The 20,240-nt window shown below is 55.4% G+C and carries 17 protein-coding genes; 10 read left to right on the top strand and 7 right to left on the bottom strand.

What is annotated here, in order from left to right; translation table 11 throughout:
- Positions 1-6: 6 nt before the first annotated feature.
- The 5 genes from glp to LA756_RS17765 all read left to right on the top strand — a co-directional run bounded on the left by glp (position 7) and on the right by LA756_RS17765 (position 5,068).
- Positions 7-1,218, top strand: coding sequence for a gephyrin-like molybdotransferase Glp (gene glp, locus LA756_RS17785; RefSeq protein ID WP_224436069.1), 1,212 nt, complete (start codon positions 7-9; stop codon positions 1,216-1,218).
- Between the two features lie 119 nt (positions 1,219-1,337).
- Complete coding sequence (locus LA756_RS17780) at positions 1,338-1,781, top strand: ester cyclase (protein WP_224436068.1); 444 nt, start codon at positions 1,338-1,340, stop codon at positions 1,779-1,781.
- Between the two features lie 158 nt (positions 1,782-1,939).
- Positions 1,940-3,649, top strand: a complete 1,710-nt coding sequence (lnt, locus tag LA756_RS17775; protein WP_224436067.1) for an apolipoprotein N-acyltransferase — start codon at positions 1,940-1,942, stop codon at positions 3,647-3,649.
- Between the two features lie 443 nt (positions 3,650-4,092).
- Positions 4,093-4,935: a hypothetical protein gene (locus LA756_RS17770; protein ID WP_224436066.1), complete on the top strand. Its 843-nt coding sequence runs from the start codon at positions 4,093-4,095 to the stop codon at positions 4,933-4,935.
- A complete protein-coding gene (locus tag LA756_RS17765) occupies positions 4,913-5,068 on the top strand; it encodes a hypothetical protein (RefSeq protein WP_224436065.1) in 156 nt (51 codons plus the stop codon). Before LA756_RS17770 ends, LA756_RS17765 begins: the two co-directional genes overlap by 23 nt.
- A gap of 79 nt (positions 5,069-5,147) precedes the next feature.
- Here LA756_RS17765 and LA756_RS17760 read toward each other — a convergent pair whose 3' ends face one another.
- The 3 genes from LA756_RS17760 to LA756_RS17750 all read right to left on the bottom strand — a co-directional run bounded on the left by LA756_RS17760 (position 5,148) and on the right by LA756_RS17750 (position 9,353).
- Positions 5,148-5,588, bottom strand: a complete 441-nt coding sequence (locus LA756_RS17760) for a hypothetical protein (protein ID WP_224436064.1) — start codon at positions 5,586-5,588, stop codon at positions 5,148-5,150.
- 71 nt (positions 5,589-5,659) lie between these two features.
- Entirely contained in the window at positions 5,660-6,319 is a 660-nt protein-coding gene (locus LA756_RS17755; protein WP_224436063.1) for a response regulator transcription factor, read from the bottom strand.
- A gap of 766 nt (positions 6,320-7,085) precedes the next feature.
- Positions 7,086-9,353 (bottom strand): hypothetical protein, encoded by a 2,268-nt coding sequence (locus LA756_RS17750; protein WP_224436062.1) that lies wholly within the window; start codon positions 9,351-9,353, stop codon positions 7,086-7,088.
- A gap of 526 nt (positions 9,354-9,879) precedes the next feature.
- On the opposite strand from LA756_RS17750, the gene LA756_RS17745 reads away from it, so the two are divergent.
- From LA756_RS17745 to LA756_RS17735, 3 genes are all read left to right on the top strand, one after another.
- On the top strand, positions 9,880-10,338 hold the full coding sequence (locus tag LA756_RS17745) for a hypothetical protein (RefSeq protein ID WP_224436061.1): 459 nt from the start codon (positions 9,880-9,882) through the stop codon (positions 10,336-10,338).
- Positions 10,339-10,539: 201 nt separating this feature from the next.
- Positions 10,540-11,370 (top strand): DUF1080 domain-containing protein, encoded by an 831-nt coding sequence (locus LA756_RS17740; protein ID WP_224436060.1) that lies wholly within the window; start codon positions 10,540-10,542, stop codon positions 11,368-11,370.
- Between the two features lie 22 nt (positions 11,371-11,392).
- Complete coding sequence (locus tag LA756_RS17735) at positions 11,393-12,292, top strand: diacylglycerol kinase family protein (protein WP_224436059.1); 900 nt, start codon at positions 11,393-11,395, stop codon at positions 12,290-12,292.
- 82 nt (positions 12,293-12,374) lie between these two features.
- On the opposite strand, the gene LA756_RS17730 is transcribed toward LA756_RS17735, so the two are convergent.
- Positions 12,375-13,121, bottom strand: coding sequence for a dienelactone hydrolase family protein (locus LA756_RS17730; RefSeq protein WP_224436058.1), 747 nt, complete (start codon positions 13,119-13,121; stop codon positions 12,375-12,377).
- Between the two features lie 147 nt (positions 13,122-13,268).
- On the opposite strand from LA756_RS17730, the gene LA756_RS17725 reads away from it, so the two are divergent.
- Positions 13,269-14,000: a hypothetical protein gene (locus LA756_RS17725; protein ID WP_224436057.1), complete on the top strand. Its 732-nt coding sequence runs from the start codon at positions 13,269-13,271 to the stop codon at positions 13,998-14,000.
- A 68-nt stretch (positions 14,001-14,068) separates the two neighbouring features.
- A complete protein-coding gene (locus LA756_RS17720; protein WP_224436056.1) occupies positions 14,069-15,184 on the top strand; it encodes a hypothetical protein in 1,116 nt (371 codons plus the stop codon).
- A gap of 112 nt (positions 15,185-15,296) precedes the next feature.
- On the opposite strand, the gene LA756_RS17715 is transcribed toward LA756_RS17720, so the two are convergent.
- From LA756_RS17715 to LA756_RS17705, 3 genes are all read right to left on the bottom strand, one after another.
- The gene (locus tag LA756_RS17715; protein ID WP_224436055.1) at positions 15,297-15,629 is read right to left on the bottom strand and encodes an RNA-binding protein; all 333 of its coding nucleotides are present in this window, start codon (positions 15,627-15,629) and stop codon (positions 15,297-15,299) included.
- A gap of 435 nt (positions 15,630-16,064) precedes the next feature.
- Positions 16,065-18,971 (bottom strand): hypothetical protein, encoded by a 2,907-nt coding sequence (locus LA756_RS17710; protein WP_224436054.1) that lies wholly within the window; start codon positions 18,969-18,971, stop codon positions 16,065-16,067.
- A 139-nt stretch (positions 18,972-19,110) separates the two neighbouring features.
- Positions 19,111-20,217, bottom strand: a complete 1,107-nt coding sequence (locus LA756_RS17705; protein WP_224436053.1) for a hypothetical protein — start codon at positions 20,215-20,217, stop codon at positions 19,111-19,113.
- Positions 20,218-20,240 lie beyond the last annotated feature (23 nt).

Here is a 20,240-nt window from a genome sequence, read left to right as displayed (position 1 = left end):
TGAACGATGCTTTCCGTCACTGAGGCACTCGCAGAAGTCGCTCGCCACGCGTTTCAACTTCCCACCCACGAATGCCCCGCGATGGAAGCCCTTGGTGCGGCCCTCGCCGAGGATTTGATCAGCCCCGTCGAATCTCCCGCCTTCGATAAAGCCATGATGGATGGCTTTGCCCTAATCGCCGCTGATACAGCAGGGGGCAACACAAATCTCGAGATTGTCGAAGAAATCACCGCCGGCAACACTTCGAAGGAAGCCATTCAATCGGGAATGGCGGCCCGCATTATGACTGGCGCCCCCATGCCGGACGGTGCCGATAGCGTGGTGATGGTCGAAGAGACGCAGATCGACTCGGAAAATGTCGACCGCGTACATGTGCTTCAATCGGTCAAGCAAGGAAGTCATGTTCTCAAGCGAGGCGGACTTCTTTCCAAAGGGCAAGTCGTCATCCCGGCCGGATCGATTATTCGCCCGATTGAAGTGGGTATCTTGGCGGATCTTGCTGGCGGAAAAGCCAAAGTTCGTCGTCGACCGACCGTAGCGATCATCTCGACTGGAGATGAGCTTGTCGAAGCGCACGAAGAACCTGGCCCTGGCCAAATCCGCAACACAAATGGTCCCATGCTGGCTGCCATGGTTGAAGAAGCAGGCGGCAAAGCAATTCGACTTGGCATCGTCCGCGACAACCGAGAAGCGCTGACCGAAGCCATCACCGAAGGTCTGAAAGCAGACATCCTGCTAATCTCCGGCGGAATGTCGGTCGGCGTGAAGGACTTTGGCCCTACGTTGCTGGCAGAGCAGGGGGTCGAGAAGGTCTTTCATAAAGTCCAATTGAAGCCTGGAAAGCCGCTTTGGTTCGGCAAGCAGGCAAGTGGCGAGAGCCCGACACTCGTGTTTGGTCTTCCAGGCAATCCGGTCAGTAGTCTGGTCTGTTTTCACTTGTTTGTCCGCAGTGCGATGAGCGCGTTGGTTGGCCGAACGAGCGACTCTCCATTTGTTCCTGGATTCCTGCTGACGCGGGATTTCGTAAATCCAGGCAACCGACCGGTCTTCTTTCCGGCGTTCGCTTGCCGAAAAGAAGGCGCCGGAGCAACAATTGCTCCACTCGATTGGAAGGGCTCCGCCGACTTGGCGACGTTAGCTAAAGCCAATGCACTGGCCTGTTTCGATGCCAATAGCCAGTACGAAGCTGGACAATTCATCTCGGCTGTGATGGTGTAATTAGCCCTTTTAGGGCGTTGGGAAACGTCCGCTGTTGGGTTACACTCCTGCGAACCGGACGAGGTACCAAAAGGGGGTTCCTCGATCGGATCAAAGGGCATTCACAGTCGGAACACAACGTGAGTCAACTGACCGAATTGGCTGCGACCTGGTTCGAAGAGGTATGGAACCAGCGAAACGATGCCGCCATTTACGATCTCTCAGGCAAGAACGCGCGAGGCTATGCTGAGTCGGACGTCCGCTATTTCAGCATGGATGCATTCAAGCAGTTTCGCGACAACGTCCTCGCCGCGATGCCCGACCTTCAAATCGAAGTTGAAGGGATCATCGAGCAGCATCCCGATGTTGCCGTGCGGTGGTTTCTAACCGGTACGCATACCGGCGATGGCTTTGGCTTTCCGCCGACACGCTCTCGCGTTTCCATTCGTGGCATGACTTGGCTGCGTGTCGACGAGAACAACAAGTTTGTCGAAGGCTGGGACTGCTGGAACCAAGGGCGAATGATGCAGATCTTCGTTGGTGCTGCCCAAGGGGCTCCTGGTCCTGACGAAGAGGATGCCTAGCGAGAAGTCGACCTAGGACGTAGATACAAAACCACGTAAATTATGGGCTCACTATCGCCCAACGATTGACGTGAGTTTTCGACGTGCACGCTTCCCAGTCCTCGCCAGAGACGCCCGCAGCTGAAACATCCCAGCAACCCACAATTACTCGGCGAGCCGTGCTGGGATATTCTGTTACCAGTGCCCTGTTACTCGCGCTGGCGTTTCCCCCGTTCAATCTTTCGCTGCTCGGCTGGATCGCCCCCATTGGCTGGCTGTTGCTTGTACGGACTCCGTTGCTTCCGCAACGATCGTATAGGATTATCTACCTGTCTGGGTTCATGTTCTGGCTGACCGTCCTTTTCGGCGTCGGCAATGCTCACTGGGCGACGCGCTTATTCGGTTGGCCGGTGCTGTGCGGATACCTGGCTTGTTATACGCCGCTGTTCGTGGCGATCAGTCGAACAATCGTCCATCGTGCCAACGTGCCCCTGCCGATTGTCGCGCCGATTGTCTGGACGGCACTCGAATATGTTCGCGCTTACTTCGCCACCGGCTTTTCAATGGCCATGCTGGGTCATACCCAAGTGGAGCTCATCGGGTTTATTCAGATCTCCGAAATCGTCGGTGCGTACGGGGTATCCTTCGTGGTGATGGTTTCGGCATCGTGCGGCGCCATGTTGGTCGCAGAAAAGAATTGGCACACCACCGCATCAAGTCAGACAAGTCGAAAAGTCCGGTTAACTTGGCTTCTCGTTGGTCTTGCGGTCGTAACGGCAGCGAATTTCTACGGCGTTTACTTGTATGGCAATACAAACATCGCTGAGAAACTAGAACGAGAAGATTCCGCAGAGGGTGGAAAAGTCGCTCGCATTGGTCTCGTCCAAGGTTCCATCGACACCGTCTTCGGCGATCCGACTCAGTCGTCGCGAACCTTCGAGCAATACTCGGCCATTACCGATCAACTAGTGAAAGATCATCCCAATCTCGATTTGATCATTTGGCCCGAAACCACCATGGGCGATCACATGGTCTTCGAGCTTGGGAGCGACTACGCACCGCCGGCCGACTTGCCGATCGATGCGAACGAGCATCGTAAGCGAATCACCGATCGTTCCAGCGGCTTCCAACGATTCTTGAAAGACCTGGCCGTGAATCGATGGCAGGCCCCATTGCTGTTGGGTACCTCGACGCTGCGTTTCGGCAACCAGCGATTGGATCACTTCAACACAGCCATCTACGTCGGACCAGAAGGAACGATCGAGACCAAGTACGACAAAATGCACCCGGTGATGTTCGGCGAATACGTCCCGCTGGGCGACTATTTTCCATTCGTCTACGATTGGCTGCCGATCGGTGGTGGATTGACGCCAGGTCAGGGGCCAATTGCTGTCGATGTCAAAGGAGTCTCGCTGGTTCCCTGCATCTGTTTTGAGAACACCGTTCCGCAGTTGGTCGCCGCCCAAGTACGCGAACTTCACGAACAAGGTCAGAAAGTCGATGCCCTTGTCACGTTGACCAACGATGGCTGGTTCTGGGGTTCGAGCATCTTAGATTTGCACTTAACATGTGCCCGCTTTCGCGCGGTGGAAAACCGCCGGCCGATGTTAGTCGCAGCCAACACCGGCATTACGGCCCAGATTGATTCCACAGGTCAGCTCGTCCAATTCGCGCCGGTTCGACAGACAAGCTTCGTCGTGACGGATATGTTTCCTACCAAGCGATCTTTGTCACTGTACACGCGATACGGCGATTGGTTCGCCGCCGCGTGTCTGGTTTTAACGATTATCGGGGCGTCAATTGGCGTCGCGATTCGTTACACCAGACGCCGACCCCCTCTGCAAGGAGGCAATCAATCTCAAAGCAAGGGGGACGTAAGCGATGTTTGATGCACCGGGTATCCGCAGAAACGGAACTTAGCTCCCCCGCTGGACGTATAGGCCGAAGAACCCTGGCAAAAATCTTCGTGTGAATCCGTCGTAAAGCGTTATTGTCGTTTATATTAGATCAGGGGCTGGGCAAGCTGCGGAGCAAGTTCCGGTTATGCAGCCACATTTCCCAGAACCCCCAAACTAATTTGTCCGTTTTGTTGACACTGTCGAAAGCCCAGAATTATACTGGCCGTAAATACTCACACATCTTGTCCCTTAACTAGCACCCGGTTTGCTTCGAGCGTGGTCTGAGGCGAACCCCTTTTCGGTTGTTGGATCCGTCAATCTGCATGGACGCGGCTTGCCATCAATGCGTGATCGTTCTGTCACGTTAGTCGCAAGCGACGAGAAACCGACCCCCAGGCAAGGCCTTGGCGAAAGCCATTGAAGGAGTCACATCCATGACATTGATCGGAAAGATCTTTACCGTCCTCATTCTCATCATGAGCTTGGTCTTTATGACCGTGGCGATGATGGTTTATGCCACGCACAAAAATTGGCGTGATGTCGTGAAAGGGGATGGCAGCAACCAAGGCATGGAAGCAACCATCCAAGAGCAAAAACAAACCGCCTCGTCGCTGGAAGACGACATCAGCAATCTGAAGATGAAGCTCGAGCAGGAACGTGCGGCTCGCGTTTACGCTTTGGCCGCTCTGCAAGCTCGCACCAAGTTGCAAGAAGCAGAACTGACGCGTTTGGATCAAGAGAACGAACGCTTGGTCAAGTCCGAAGCCGACATGAAGGTTCTGCTGGAACTTGCCGAAACGAACTCGAAAAACCTGAAGCAAGAAGTCTCGCAGCTGCGGACCGATATCAAGACGGCTCAGTCCGATCGTGATACCAACTTCCAGGAAGTGGTTCAGCTGACCGACAAGCTACAACAGTTGAAAGTCGAGAAAGATCGCCTGAGTGAACGCGAACAGCAATTGGCGACACAGATCGCTCGCCAGAAGCGCGTTCTGACGGCACACGGAATGGATGAGTTCACCCCTGTCGATGGCATCCCGCCAGCTTTGGAAGCGGTTGTCACCGCGGTCAACGACAACAACATGGTGGAAATCTCGGTCGGTGCTGACGACGGCATCAGTCGAGGGAACACGCTAGATGTGTTCCGCGGCGACACTTACCTCGGCCGCATCATCATCAAAGAAACCGCTCCAGATCGTGCGGTTGGGGAAATCATTCGGGAATATCGCCGCGGCCTGATTAAGAAGGGTGACTATGTCTCCACAAAGCTCGGATAAATCGGGACGTAAGTCCAACCTCAACGTTTATACCATGATGCTGATTCTGTCGTTCATCGCCCTGACGACTGGCGCAATCTTGCTGTTCATGGAACTACAACGCTTCGGTAGCTGGCCTCAGTGGAACACCTAACGGCTGCTACCTGCCAACCAGATCAACGCAAAGGCGAAGCCCACACGGCTTCGCCTTTTTTTATGAGGTCAATCTATTTTCACGAGTTCTCTTTGGCCGCATCGGCGAGAACGTCGGGATGTACGGCGCCGAGATCGGTCGCCAATTGAGTCGCTTCCCGTTGGCTGCTGTAGTAAACCCTCGTCGGTAAGATCATGTTGATCTGATACTCAATGTTTACCCGCCGCTGCGGGACATCCATTCGCACAACAATTCGTTGTCGGGCACGTCGCTCCGGTCCCAGCAGTGTCGACCACCAATTGCCCCGCCAGAACGTAAGCGGGTCTCGAGAGACAACACGCGCATTACGTGTTTCATAAAACGCGATCGCCTGCGGCATGACTTCCGCGATCTCGGGAACGAAGAATTCGTACCGATCGACAAACCATGAGAGCGTTGTGCCGCGGAAGATTTCGCTGCGAAGGTAAACCGCTGCCGGCGATTGAGATACCGGCGAGCGATAAGGGTTAAGCGTGTCCATGACGTTCTCGTGCACAGGTATCAGCCCCTCTTATTATAGAAGGGCTGAGAATTTAATGCACGAAACGTGACTTACTCGCTCTGCCGTCCTGCTTCTTGAGGACGAGGAATTTCCGATTTGGGACTCCAGCCGGCATCGAATAGCATGTCGAACAATCGGGCCTTCGAGTTGACGTTCGTCTTGCGGAAAATGCTGGAGCGTCGGAACTGCACCGTTCGGAGGCTCAATTGCAAGCGATCGGCAATCTCTTGATTGGTACGACCGAGGAACATCAGTTCCAACACCTTCGTCTCTTCCGCCGAAAGCTCGCTGAGAAGTTGATCCGCTTCTTGTCGCTTGACGTGCTTGCGGAACGTCTGCTGGTTCTTTTCGATCGCCTGACGAATGGCGTCGATCAAACGGCTTGTGTTGCACGGCTTCTGGAATAGTTCGAACGCACCCAGCTTCATCGCTTGAACCGTTGTTGGTACATCGGCATGCGCTGATAGATAGATGGTGATCAGCGGCAAGTTCGCCTGATTCACGCGACGATGTACTTCCAGCCCAGAAATACCTGGCAAACGGATATCGAGCACAGCACAGCCAGGCTGATCCGGTGGTACTTGGTCGAGGAACTCTTCGCCGGAGGCATAGGCGTAGGCAGTCAGCCCGACCGACCTTGCCAGTTGCAGGAGCGATTCGCGCGCGGCGGGATCATCGTCGACAAAATAAACAATCGATTCTGAGGTCATGGGATGCAAACTGTCTACCCAGGAAAACGGTCATGCCTGTTTTACCCCTAGTCATGTTGCTGCCCTTGATCCAGTTCGTTGCCAAGATGGTGGGTCTCGCTGCCCCATGAAGTGCCACCTTCGCGACAACTTCCAGCGAGATCTTGGTCAGAACTTCTTACGGCACGTTAATGCTGTGAACCGGGAAGAACCAAACGAGCGATTTTAGAACGGTCGTTAGTTTTTGCCAGTGTCACTAAAACCTTAACGATTGTTGAGCCAGATCGTACTTCCAGAACTGTCATCGGTCACGAGCGAAATCGCCTCAAATAAAAGCAATCTCATTCCTGTTTTGACAGGAAAAGCTGCACAAAACAGGCAAACTAAGCCTCGTTCTGCGCTTGGCCCGCAACCATTAAAGTCTTCCCACTGGAGATTTCCGGCCCATCGTAAATATAGGTTCCATTTCTACTTCGTCTTGGACGTAATCCTTTCCAGGTCCAATTTTTTCCAGAATGGCTTGCTGAATCAGCATGTTGCGCTTACGCAACTTATCGCGGACTAAGATGAGAATCGAGTAGGCGAGTTGCTGTATTCAATCTTAATTTTTGAGGAATATTGCTGACGAACCCAAGCAAAAAATGCGGGAGTCCGCTGCTTTTCTGCAAACTTTCTTTCTCGAAACCGACGAAACAATGTCTCGTTTTTACGCGAAACGCGCATAAAAAAACTCCTGGGTCAAAGACCCAGGAGCTCGTTTGCTACGATTCGTAACCTTATCGTTAGGTTACAAATTGCCAGTTTCGGTTACTTCGTCTTCGGGAAGACGAACCAGCATCCACGTCTCGTCGCGATCGGTACCGTAGTGCACCAGCACCGAGGCAGCTTCCTGCGACAAGTTATAGATACCCGTTTCCATGACCGTGGCCGAACGTTCGCCGATGAGCCAAGCCGCACGTTGCGACTGCGGATCGACTTTACCCCAAACCGGCAGCGACGTTTCGGTCGTAGCGTTGAAGTACGTTCCTGCGATCAAGCCTTCCTTATCGACAGCCAGCTGCAGATAGATATCTCCTTCGCCTGACTCGGTATCGGTCAGCACGAAGACACCCATTGGCAACCAATCCTCTGGGTTACCGTTGCCTTCCACAGGTGGACGACTCTGCAAGATCTTGCGACCTTCATTGGCTAGTGCAATCGCTTCGAGTGCGTATTGCTCACGCGTCGCGATCGGTTCTTCCTCGACATACACGTACTGGGTGTCGTACACGATCGTCGAACCGTAGTCGTAATAGACAGGGTACGTCGGATAGGTTCCCCAGAAGCTCCAAGTGCTTAGGCGATACGGGGTCGCCCACGACCACCAATAACCAGGGCGTGGTCGATAGCGATGGAAGTACCAGTTACCTAAGTACTGATGTCGTGGATACCAACGATCGTTCCACCCATATCGGAAATGGTTGTGTCCATGGCGGCGAACGTCGTGTGCATGGCGATACCAGTTATCCGGCACGTGGCGACGATGGCGGTCGTCCCAACGTCCGTCCCAGTCACGGTCACGATCCCAATCACCTCGGCGTCGATCGCCATCACGATCTCGGTCTCGGTTTCCGTCACGGTCGCGATCTCCATCAGGGCCTCGATCACCACGATTCGGTCCACGATCACGATCGCCGTCGCCATCGCGGAAACGGTTCTCAACGTTCGCAAGTCGATCTCGGATCGAGTCACGATCTAACGAACCTCGTTGACGTACGTCTTCCAGGCGTTCACGGAACTGAGGATCACGGTTCACGCGGTCTCGCCAGTCGAAGTCTGGTCGGACTTCTGGGCGATTCACAACACGGTCACGATCTCCTCGGTTTTGATCTCCACGATCTCGGTCACCACGATCAGGACGGTTTCGATCGGCATCGTTAGGCGTTCCGGGACGTGGCCCTGGTCGGTCGGCACCTGGGCGGTCTCGATCGGGACGATTCATGTCAGGGCGATTTCCGTTGGGGCGTTCCCCGTCAGGACGATCGCGTCCTGGTCGATCGATCTCCGGTCGGGCAATTTCTGGACGGTTCACGTCAGGGCGACTAGCACCTGGATTTAATCGGTCTCGAATCGAATCTCGGTCGATACCAGGACGACGGTCGCGCTGACTCGGATCAGGACGGTCTTGGTCGCCACGGCCAGGAATCGATGGACGAGCATCGGTGTTTCCGCGATTCATGTCTCGCAATCGATCACGAATGTCGCTTGCATCGCCGGGACGGAATCGGTCTCGGATCGACGAGCCAGGCGTACGATCTGGAGTTGCTCCTGGGCCACGTTCGGTCGAAGGCGTCCCTGGTCGCGCGTTTGGATTGGTATCAGGTCGATTCATGCGATTGAACATGTCGCGGAAGTCACGACTCGGTTGGGCACCATCAGGTCGACGCGAACCAGGATTGGCATCGGGTCGTGTCGACGGTCGGTTCTCTCGATTCAAGTCAGGTCGATTGACTTCCGTTCGGTTGGCCGGCGAACGACCGTTGATCAGATCACGAATCGAACTCGACGAGCCACGATTGCCATCTCGGTTGGCCGGAGGCGTGCGGTCGTTAGAACGCTGAGCCGTGTCGGCTGGTCGAGACTGCTGTAAGCGATTACGCAGCGATTCGAGCGAGGAAGGAGTACGACCGCGATCAATCGACGGAGTGCGATTTGACGACGGCGAGCTGGGTCGCGCACTATCGATTCGACCTGGTCGAGTCATTTCTGGTGTTTTTCGATCGGGAATGATCGATGGCGTGCTTCGCGACGACGAAGGGGTCGGGGCAGACCGCGTCGGTCGCTGTAGGTTTCGGCTACTGGACGATGGCGTACGGCTTGGCGACGGCCGTGCTTCAGGCGAACGTCCTCGACTGCGATTCACACTTGGTGTGGGTCGAGAACGTTCTGATCGAGCACTGCTGCGGCCTTCGGACCCTTTCGACTTGCCGTTGCCCTTGTCTTGGGCTTGGCCGAGTTCGGGGAGTCCGATCAGGCAGATCATCAGACCTGCGAGCCAGACTGAGCGGGTGTACATATCAAAACTCCTTGGGTGTCTTGCAACCATGATCGGAGAATGGCAGGGGGGGATCACCGCACTGGATCTCGCTGCGGTGCATGGCGTCAGTGCCATTATCGATGGCACCTTCCGATCGTTGCGTACGTTTAATGGACGAAGCGCAAATACTGAATGAGCACCCGACATGCCAACCAACAGCAAACTGCCTGAATCGCCCAAAGATCAAAGCCCAAGGGAAGTTATAGCGATTACAACGATTCAGCCTGTGACGGCTCATGAAGTTTGGAGATCAAATTGATAACAATTGTTTCATTTTGACGTCCCAGCCCAGAAAATTAGGGACGTTGGCTCAAAAGGACTGCATTCGTGCGATCAATCTGACGGGTTTGCGACCAACCGTGTCCTAAACTGGTGAAGAATCATTCCACGTTCAGGCATTGGCATCCGTTTTGCCTTGTCTGTAACACGAGCCGCGGAACAATACGTTTGTGTTGTTCCCTGATGCAATCACCGACACAACTTTCCATACCCTAAGGGGATCGTCATGTTTCGCACACTTCTATTTGCGGGGGCCGTCGCCCTTGCTCCGCTGTTTGCAGTAAGCGCTGTAGAAGCGCAGACGTACACCACGGTTTCGCCACCAACTGCGGTGGGTTACATCCCCGTACGTCGCGGCCTGTTTGGACTTCGGTCGGAACTACAGCCGGTTGTCGTTCCGGGAGCGGCCACAACGGTAGTGAATCGTCCTGTGGTGACGACTAACTACGCGCCGACGACCACCTACTACGCTCCTCCGACGACGACTTATTACACGCCGGAAGTGACCACGTCGTACTACGCTCCTCCAGCGACTACGACCTATTACGCACCGACTTCCAATGTGGTTCCCGCTACGGTAACAACTCCTGTTCCCACGACGGTGAATTACTATCCCAAGACGTACTGGTACAGCACCCCCGCGCCTGTTCCACGATCGGTCGGGATGCCTATCATCGGCTACTAGTCCTCGTGCAAGCACAAAAAACTTCGAACTGCCCTCCATTTTTTGGTGGGCAGTTTTTCGTGGTTGGAAAAGCGATAGCCGACTTTAGATGCGTTTTGCCGTCGACTACACTGGAAGGACTCCATTCAACGCCCCACGTCGGGCATCCATCGCCGCGAGTGCCGTTCCGAGTCGGCTCCGAGATTTCCAAGAGGTTCCCCCATGAAATTGCATCGCTTGTTTGGTCTGTCGTTGTTGCTCTTGCTGACGTGCGTGGTCGCATTGCCTGCTGAGGAAAAAGAAGCAACTGAGAAGAAGGGGGAATGGATTCAGCTGTTCAACGGCAAAGACCTGACCGGATGGATTCCTAAAATCCGCTATCAGGAAGCTGGTGAAGATCCGGCCAAGACGTTCCGCGTGGAAGATGGTCTGCTGACCGTCTCCTACGCCGATGGCTATGAAGATGGTTTCAACGAAACGTTCGGCCACTTGTTCTACGAAAAGCCGTTCAGCAACTACCGCCTGCGTCTCGAATACCGCTTCATTGGCGATCAATGCAAAGATGGCCCCGGCTGGGCATTCCGTAACAGCGGCGTAATGATCCATGGCGAGTCGGCCGAAGACATGGGCAAAGACCAGAACTTCCCCGCTTCCATCGAAGTGCAACTGCTCGGCGGCCGCGAACAAGGATCGCGTCCTACGGCAAACCTCTGCACGCCAGGCACGCACGTCGTGATGAACGACAAGCTGTTCAAGCCTCACTGCATCAACAGCTCGTCGGAAACCTACCGTGGCGATCAATGGGTGACCTGCGAGATCGAAGTTCACGGCAACGGTACGATTAAGCACATCATGGATGGCAAGACCGTTTTAGAATACGAGAAAGCTCAGCTCGACCCGGGCAACGGTTCGATCTCGGAAGAAGCTCACACCAAGGCGCTGATCGAAAAGAATGGCGGCGACGTGATGCTCTCCGGCGGGACGATCTCGCTGCAATCGGAAAGCCATCCGGTTCAATTCCGTAAAGTGGAAATCATGCTGCTGGACGAATAGTCTCCGGGAGTGAATGGAATCGATGAAAATTTGCACGCTCTTCAACGGCCGATCTGGCGGAGCCCAAGCGATCGGCCCTCAAGTAAAGCAACTTGCCGAACGGGATGCGGCGTGCTGGATTCCCATCGACCAACTCCCCAGCGATCAGGGGTTGGTCGATATCGTTCAGGCCGAAAAGCCTGATCGTGTTATTCTTGTCGGTGGCGACGGAACCGTTTCGCGTTCTCTCGCCACGCTCGACTCGCCGAGCGATCTTCAGTTTGGCATCGTTCCGACAGGCACCGGAAACGATTTGGCCCGTTCCCTGGACATACCGCTAGGCGACGTGGAAGCCGCATGGAATCTGGCCATCGATGGCGAAGCCAAACCGATGGACTTAGTCCAAACGTCTGTCGACGAACCGAAGCTGTTGATGAACGCCGTAACAGCAGGAATCGGGGGAGTCGTCGCCGAAGAGATTCAATCGGAAACCAAGCAAACGTACGGGGCACTCGCCTACTGGATGTCGGCATTGTCGGTGCTTTCCGACCCTCCTGTCTTTCGCGTGCAGTTGAAGCTGGACGAGCAGGAGATCATTGAAAAAGAAGTCTACGCATTCTGTGTCGCCAATGGCCGATGCGCCGGCGGTGGATTTGTGATCGCTCCGGAAGCAAAGCTCGACGATGGCAAGATCCACGTCACCTTGTTGCCGGCCATTTCAACCATCGAGATGTTCGAGTCGGGACTCAACTTCGTCTTGACCAACGAAGACGCCGAACGCCGTATTGTGACTTACAATGCCAAAGAAGTCGCGTTCGAGTCGTCGCCAGAAATTCCCTGCAGTCTCGATGGCGAGAAAGCCACGTTCGATTCAATGAAGTTCAAGATCTTGCCAGCGGCTCGCTGGGTCGTTGGCGGGCCGAACGCCGCGTTCAGCACGTAACTCTTGCAGCAAATCGCCTGACCAGGGTGGTCACTTCAGAACTTGGACCACCCTTTGTCGTTCAGAAAACTGTTGATAGCGATTACTCGCTCGACTTCTTCAGTTCATGCGAGAGGAGCCATTCGTACAGCTCTTCGTTGTCGTAAGTTTCGGTCCAGCTGTCATGCTTTGCTTCGGGATAGATGGTGAACTTGGCTTCGTTCCCCTTATCCTTCAACAGCTTGACCATCTCTTCGGAGTGCGAGATCTTCACGACAGGATCCTTCGCACCATGAAAAACCCAGATCGGCAGCAACGCAATCTTCTCGAGGCCTTCCTTATGCGACGGTCCACAAACCGGGGCGATTGCTGCCAGTTCGTCTCCCATCGCACCAGCGACTTGCCAGGTACCTCGGCCTCCCATGCTTAGTCCGGTGACGTAAACGCGGTTCTTGTCGACATTGTGGATTTGCATAATGTGTCGCATCAATGCCACGACATCTTCCGTGATCCACCAGGTATCCTTCGGACACTGCGGCGAAACGACGATGAAGGGAAACTCTTTTCCATTCTCGATCAGCTTCGGTGGACCATGCTTCTTGACCAAGGAAAGATCGTCACCTCGTTCGCCGGCACCATGCATGAACAACACCAGCGGCCATTTCTCTTGCTTTTCGTAACCTTTGGGCAAGTACAGCAGGAAGTCCATTTCTTTGCCGTTAGGCAGGTCAAACGTCTCTTCCGATTGAGCGGCAGGCTTCTCTTCGGTTTCTTTCTCGGCGGCCGGCAAAGTGGCTCCCAGCATCAACATCATCAGTAAAGCAGAACAAGACAGTTGCAGAAGTTTCATCGGAAGGGATCCTCGTAAGCGGAAAGGAATGTCGCTTTCATTCTAGTTCGATCTCCGCCTCGTTCGCCACATGGTGCAGAAAGCTTTGCCCAATTCGCCGAACGCTGGTACAACGAACCAGTCCAGTCTCTGCGTCCAGGAACCTTCATGCCCGATACTTACGCCATTCTTCGCGAAGCTGACTGCCGACTCGATCTCGACCGAGCCTCCGCAATCATGGGGGCTTCGCTGGGAATCGTGAAAGCGGAAATGCTGCAAACGCTGCACGACCGGCCAGGCCTGTTGGCTGAGAACGTCTCTTACGATGCTGCCCGGGAAACGGCTAAAGCCCTCATATCCGCCGGCATGCCATGTCGCGTCGTGCATGAAGATCACCTGGTCGTCGTGCCAGACATGCCACGCTCGACGATTCGCTCGATGGCGTTCGAGCAGACGCAACTTGTCTTTCGCAGCACCGAGTGGGAAGGGTATGTCCCTTGGGAAAACATTCGCCTGTTGGACATCGTGCAAGACGTTCAAGAGAAAGTCGAGATCATCGCCGTGACAGAAAGCGACGGCGAGTCACACCGTAAGAAGACCGAACGCAAAGCCCACTTCGACGTCAGCGTCTTTCTGGAAATCGTCTGTTCCAATCCGGTCTTGCGGATGCGAATCGATCGCAACCTTTTTCGCTATAAATCGACCGGACTGAAGATGCACACCAACCGCGAGATGAACTTCCGTGCCCTTTGCATCGCACTGCACATGCGGAGCCCCAACGCCCTGATCGGCCCCGGCTTCGCATGGCTCTCTAAAGGCAACAACACCCACCACCAAAACGGCCACACACTCAAAAAGTTCGAGAACTTCGCCACGTGGCTATTAACGGTCGAGGCGTAAGCACCATGTCCAACCGGCTCGGCCCTGTGTCTCTCTTCAAACGTCTGCACAAGGCAACCTGGTGCGCGATGCTGCTGATGGCGGTACCGTTGGTGCTGATCATCGTCCCGGGGGAATGGTTTTTTGACAGTCCCCGAGAAGATTCGGCAAATTGGATCAATACTTGTTTCGCGCTAGAAAGCGAAACCGATCAGCGGCTCGGCATCATGAGGCAGGCTTTCCTTTTGCCTCCCAATAAGAGACAACATGTTCGGACATACGAGCATGGCTGGCCCCATGTTTATCTTGCGCGCGTTCAAGTGGAAAAACTGACGCCGCCGGCTTCAAACTGGCCAGAGACACTCAATTATATCTCGTGGTGTCACTACAATAGCTGGCCGCTTGGTGCCGAGCGATGGCTCTTCTACCCCTGGGCGCTGATGTTCGATCTATGCGTGGCGGCGACACTGATCGGTGGTGCCGGCGGACTTGTCGAGTGGCGAATCTATCGTCGCGGAAAACTATGGAAGTTCAACCTGGCCGATCTTTTGGTTGGGCTGACAATCGTTGGTGTTGTTCTCGGCTATGTGACGTACCATTGGCGCGTTTCGCAACGCGAAGATCAGTTGATGTACCAAGAATTCTTCTTACCGCCTAATCATTCCGTGATTGGCTCCTACCTCCCAAGTGAACCTCGCCCGTTGCAACGTTACTGTGGTCCGGTTTGGCTGCGATGCTTGCTAGGTGGCGATACCTATCTAGAGATCTTCCGACATAACACGCAAGCCACCGTAAGGCTGAATGATAACTGGCGAGCCATGTATGGTTTATTGCCAACGTTTCCTTATCTTCAAACGCTCGATATACGTGATGGCCTTCCACTTGAAGCGCTTGAGCAAATTAGGAACTGCCCCCGTTTGAAAACGGTTTTATTACCAAGATTGCGGCTCATTGACCCGGCCATAATTGCTGGTACGGACGATCCTTTATTTCGGGTCGAACACTTGTCAAAGCTGCGAGATCTAGCTTTAAAGAGAATCGGCCTTCGTGGTGAGGCCATTGAAGCAAAGGATGTTGAGATCGTCGCAACGTTTCCCGGCATAGAGCAAGTTACTATCTTCGATTCGTCGGTATCCTACGAGCAACAGCAAGAGCTGAACCAGCGTTACCCAGATGTGGTGATTATGTTCGTTGAGTCATACTAGAAAGCGGTAAGAGACCGTAGACAAAAAAAGCGGCCCGAGAGAAAACTCTCTCGGGCCGCTTCGTTGTTTTGGTTGCTCGTTTGGGGTGGCCCCCAATCGAAGCCGCTATGGTTTAGCGACCGCCGCGGTATCCACCGCCGCCGCCACCGCCACGGTGACCACCGCCGCCGCCACCACGTGGGCCGCCGGGACGTTGTTCACGTTCGCGAGCTTCGTTGACGACCAGCTTACGACCGTCGACGTCGAAACCGTTCAGGGCGTCGATGGCAGCCGAAGCGTCTTGGTCGTTGTCCATTTCAACGAAACCAAAACCGCGCGAACGGCCGGTTTCGCGATCGGAGATAACGCTCACGTAAGCGACTGGGCCATACTCACCGAAGAGGTTTTCCAAATCGGTACCGGTGTAGCTGTAAGGGAGATTCCCTACGTACAATTTCTTCTTCACAGATCTTAACCTACTAGCAAGAGAGACAGAAAATCGGAAATGATCGATTCGCTCGATCGGGCGTCACACCGTCACCCTGAGGCTTGGTGCGCCATTCACATCATCTATGCAGTGGCGTCTGGGCCCACCGCGTCTTTCCGTTGCCAAAATCGTCAACTAGTAGGTGGCTCGAGCGATGCTAATACAGCATCCGAACAAACGGACGAACCAGGGCGAGAAGGCCCCATCCGCCATTACGTCTCTCAAAAAACACATCTAACAGGTCGAACTTTGCAGGCAGGCTGACGGCCGTGCTTAGATTCAATTGTGAATGTATCGACCCCCGAGAAGTGGCGTCAATGGGAAAACGTTCGGTTTGGCCCTGTTTGTTCGAAACAGTTAAAAATTCACTCTCGCATAACCTTTGCAGACGACTTTCAGCGATCATTCGCTGATCTATTCCGAGCACAAGTACCCACGCGAGGCCATTCCCAGGTCGGCTTCTACCTCGCCTTCCGCTTCTGGAGGGTTCAGCTTGTCGGTCCCGCCGGCCGTTTCCCACTTCACGCAAATGCCAGCCTCGAATTCCAGCGTATCGCCGACGGAAACCGATTCGCTTCCGCTGATCCCTGACTTGGAAAAGCGGAGTTTCCCAACACCGACCGTCCCGCCCAGCTCGTCGCAGGTCCCGCCGCTTGAATTCCAATCGGTGATATACATGACCCGGCCGGCCGCATCCGGAAGTTCATCTGGTAGAAGCAGTAGATACTTGCCGGCCGGGCTATCAGGTCCTGCCAGGCCAGCGTTTCCATCGAAAGCGATTGCCCCTGGCTGTTCTGTCGCACCTAAGGCAAGCAGCCGAGCCAGCTTTACCGTATCGGTCCATTGAGGTGATTTCGCGGTCGTTTCCGCTTGCCAAAGTCGATCGTTCGCGCCGCCAATGATCGATACAGCGACACTTTGCGCACCAGCTAAGCCTGGGCCGACGCGAAACCCGACACGCTGATCGAACTGCACACGTTCCGGGCCATTGATACCGCCGCCACTCGGTTCCGTCGTCAGGCATGCGTCTTCGACCCGTGGCCCAGCTGAATAGTCGGCTTGGATCACATAGCTTCCGTCGGCCGCTTCTTCAAACGCGACGACCTGACCGGCCTTCAGCGAATGGCCGAACAGTTCCCGCCGCGGCAGATAGACCGTCACCGGAAGCGAGTTCGGATCGGCCACCGCACCCGATCGATCGAGCGTCGGCTGCACCACGACCTCGTCCGTTGCCGCGCCGCCTTCTTGCGAATCACTAACGCAGACGCCCCAGCGTGGTCCACTCTCGCCGAAACTGATCGTATAGTCGCTGACGATGACATGCTCCGGTGCCCCCAGCTCCTCTGCCGGGGCAGGGATGAATGCAATCACGTCTCCCGGCACCAGGTAAGGAACCCGGCCAGGCACCTTGGGCAGAAGTACTTCGTAGCTGATCGGTCCGCCAGGCAGCGCGGTACCGGCACAGTCGGCCACACGAATCACCTCCACTGAAGTGCAGCCGGCGCCGTTCCAATCGCCGATTCCTTCTACGACTTTACCCCATAGTGCCGCGAACGACTCGCTGCCGGGGCTTTTGGTATAGTCGCTCACGCAAACGTAGCCGGCCGGCTGACCTTCGGTATCTTTCGCTTCGCTAAACGCGATCACATCGCCGGCGTGCAAATTCGGTAAAACATCGGCAATCCTTGGCAGCACCACTTCTACGACGCCTCCTTCCAGCGTCGCCACAGCATGACACCCGTCGACAGGCTCGACGTTGACCTTCGTGCAGTCGCTGGGGTCCCACACGGTTTTGTCGGCCAGACAGGCACCCCACAAGACTTCCCCTGCCGGTCGTGGCTGATCCGACTGCACCAGGTAAAGCGGCTTCGTTTCGCCGGTCGAAGTTTCAATCCCAGACAGCCGCGCGATGAACCGGTCGGCGTTTCGTAGCGAAAGAATCTGTTCCGGGTCGTCCGAGGTCGTCGGCAACGAGAAGGGCCGCAGCCAGCATGCTTCCAGCGTTACTAATTGCCCCGCCACCCAGCGAACGACGCGGCCTGGGATCAGCCCGTCGTCGTTTGGCGAAATCGATTCGCCTGGCGGGACACCCTCGACCCATACCTGGACGCCGTTGATCAAACTCGGAAATCCTGGCGTCGATCGTCGAGCCACGTCGGGCGACCGAAAGTTCTCATCCTTCGAAGCATCGTTCCCGTCCCCCATGTCATCCATCACGCGGCGCTGGAACACAAGCTCGGTCGTCGTTCCTTCGCGGCCAGGTCCCGAGGCACTCCACGTGACCGAGGCGACTTCGCTACCTGGCATAACCGATAAAATGCCAGGATAGATTCGCCGGCGCGTCGTGCCGCTGGAATGTTCCGCCAACCATCGAGCCGCTCTCGCCGCGGCCTTGGAGGTCAGCGCGGCATCGTTCACCAGAAGGTTGTCTTCGTCGAGCACCTGAGGCAAGTCGTCCCACAAGCTCAACACCGTACCCGGCACCGCGTCCGCAACATTCGTGGGCACTTCGCGATAAGCGGAATGAGCCCCTTCCACAAAGTTGGCGTTCAGCTGCGTATCACGCTGCTGCCCATGGCTTTTGTAATGCGTATGAAAGTAAACGCGGATCGTTTCGGGTACCATCTCCGGCGACTGCGGTTCGTCGTCGAACAGTACGTTGGTAGCGGTCGGCAGGCCTGTTTGCGCCGCGGACAGGTTCACAATTTGAACGGCATCGTTGATCGGATCGTAGACCGTATCGCAACCGATCTGCTGCAACAGCGTATGCAGCGCATCCCAGGCACTCGTTCCCAGAAAGTGCAAGTTCTCCGGGGCCGACGCTGGCGCGACGCCGGCAGGCAGTCCTGGAAAACTACCCAGCAGCGAACCCATACTTTGCCAAACCGTTCCGATCGCGGAAGACCAACTATGTCCGGCCGTTTCCGGCAGAAAGTCCTCTTCCTGGGCGAAACTGCGGAGGTTGAATCGCAGCTTCCCGGTATCGCTGAAGCGAGAAAGCAAATGCCGCCGATCGGTCAAACGCACAACGTAAGCCGCTTCCGCGTCGTTCGGCTTCCCCGGATGTAGCCGCTTCGCTGAAAGCCAGATCAGCCCCGGCAGCGTGACCGAGTTGGTAACGTCTCCGGTTGTGCTCAAGCTGAGGGAATGAAACGTTTCCCCTTCACTCAAAATCGCATCGACATCCGCGCGACTGAGCAGGACCGTCGCCATCCCTGGCCGCTTCCCGCGCGGGCAAACGACCCGACTCGTCACCCCACCAGTCGGCAGTAAAGCAGGGCGACCATCCAAGGTGATCTGCGTCGTAAAGTTCGTAACCATGAAGCTAATTCCTGTCGATAACGGCTTACGGACCAATGCGGATGAAATACGTTGAGCTAGAAAAGGTTCCCGGTTCCGCCGTCCCCAACCGGGTAGCCCAGGTTGCTTGCAACCTTGGGGAGGCGAAGCCAAACCGAGGTCAGTTCATCTCGGAAAACAGTTCCACGAACGACGCCGGCTGTACGTCGTATTTCACGTTGCCGAAGTTCCACTGAGCGATTGGGCGAAGGATGTCTCGATCAACACAGGCCAGCAGTTCATTGAACTCCGCTTGCACCGCACCCAGCGCGATCGTCAACGGAATCCATCGTCCGGAATAACCGCTGCCGCTCGTCGACGCTTCAATCACTTCCGGCGGCATCTCCAGGGCTTTCCAAATTTCGTGATCGACATCTTGCTTCCATGCGAAGATCTGCGTGCCTCCTTTCACTTCTTGCGGCGGCGTGTAGTCGACCAGCTTTCGCCCTTGATCGTCGAACATCATCGGCAGTGTCATCGCGCTGCCGGTCATGCGATGATCGAGAATCTCTTTGGCCACTTGGCGCCAACTCACCTCGCGACCGTCGGCGTAATGAATCGTTCGCCCGGCCGGATACCACAAGATGTCGCCGATGTAGGCATCTTTCATCATGCGCAGTCGCAGCGCCTTCTTCGCTCCACCGTCGGTCCATTTCTCGAACCAGGCCGGGTAGGCCCGTTCCAAAAGCGAACAGCCATACGGATTGCCAAACTCCGCATCAAACGTGCACACTAAAGCCTTCGGGGCAAGCACTTTCACCGGTTTGTCTTTGGCGGCCGTTTTCGTCTCGAAACCAACAACACGTCCGTCCGCCGTCAGCAGATTGACGCTCCGAGGATGTTGATCGCGGAGGCTCGCCACTTCGATCGTCCCCTTGGCATCCGTTTCCTCGTACATCACTTCCAACGGAAGATAGCCGTACAGCTTCGCTTTGATCAGCTGATGTCCATGCTGCGACCACAAGCGTTGCCATTGACGCTGCAGCCAAACTTGTACCTCGGGTCGCTCGGCGGTGAAGTTGACTTTGCCTTGCAACAGCATCCCGTTGCGTGCCCCGAGACCAATCCGCACCTGAGGATCAAACCGCATCAAGTCGGCCGTAGGCAGCGAGAACGGTGGAATCTCATCAACGCGAGCCGCCACGCTGCTAGAATGAGGCGGCGTGTTCTCCGCCGTCAAAGGGGTCTTGCCCAGCAGCATCTCGCGAAGCTTATCAAGCATTTTCATTTCAAATTCCTTGCGTTGGAAAT

Origin of the sequence: Bremerella sp. TYQ1 (assembly GCF_020150455.1) — a bacterium.
GTDB classification, from domain to species: domain Bacteria; phylum Planctomycetota; class Planctomycetia; order Pirellulales; family Pirellulaceae; genus Bremerella; species Bremerella volcania_A.
Note: the sequence above shows the minus strand (reverse complement) of the source record. Positions and strands in the feature narration are given on the sequence as shown.

Coding starts and splice junctions, on each gene's coding strand:
- LA756_RS17770 (WP_224436066.1), top strand. CDS start 4,093: ATGACATTGATCGGAAAGATCTTTACCGTCCTCATTCTCATCATGAGC.
- LA756_RS17710 (WP_224436054.1), bottom strand. CDS start 18,971: ATGGTTACGAACTTTACGACGCAGATCACCTTGGATGGTCGCCCTGCT.
- LA756_RS17720 (WP_224436056.1), top strand. CDS start 14,069: ATGCTGCTGATGGCGGTACCGTTGGTGCTGATCATCGTCCCGGGGGAA.
- LA756_RS17750 (WP_224436062.1), bottom strand. CDS start 9,353: ATGTACACCCGCTCAGTCTGGCTCGCAGGTCTGATGATCTGCCTGATC.
- LA756_RS17745 (WP_224436061.1), top strand. CDS start 9,880: ATGTTTCGCACACTTCTATTTGCGGGGGCCGTCGCCCTTGCTCCGCTG.
- LA756_RS17730 (WP_224436058.1), bottom strand. CDS start 13,121: ATGAAACTTCTGCAACTGTCTTGTTCTGCTTTACTGATGATGTTGATG.
- LA756_RS17765 (WP_224436065.1), top strand. CDS start 4,913: ATGTCTCCACAAAGCTCGGATAAATCGGGACGTAAGTCCAACCTCAAC.
- LA756_RS17735 (WP_224436059.1), top strand. CDS start 11,393: ATGAAAATTTGCACGCTCTTCAACGGCCGATCTGGCGGAGCCCAAGCG.
- glp (WP_224436069.1), top strand. CDS start 7: ATGCTTTCCGTCACTGAGGCACTCGCAGAAGTCGCTCGCCACGCGTTT.
- LA756_RS17740 (WP_224436060.1), top strand. CDS start 10,540: ATGAAATTGCATCGCTTGTTTGGTCTGTCGTTGTTGCTCTTGCTGACG.
- LA756_RS17755 (WP_224436063.1), bottom strand. CDS start 6,319: ATGACCTCAGAATCGATTGTTTATTTTGTCGACGATGATCCCGCCGCG.
- LA756_RS17760 (WP_224436064.1), bottom strand. CDS start 5,588: ATGGACACGCTTAACCCTTATCGCTCGCCGGTATCTCAATCGCCGGCA.
- LA756_RS17705 (WP_224436053.1), bottom strand. CDS start 20,217: ATGAAAATGCTTGATAAGCTTCGCGAGATGCTGCTGGGCAAGACCCCT.
- LA756_RS17725 (WP_224436057.1), top strand. CDS start 13,269: ATGCCCGATACTTACGCCATTCTTCGCGAAGCTGACTGCCGACTCGAT.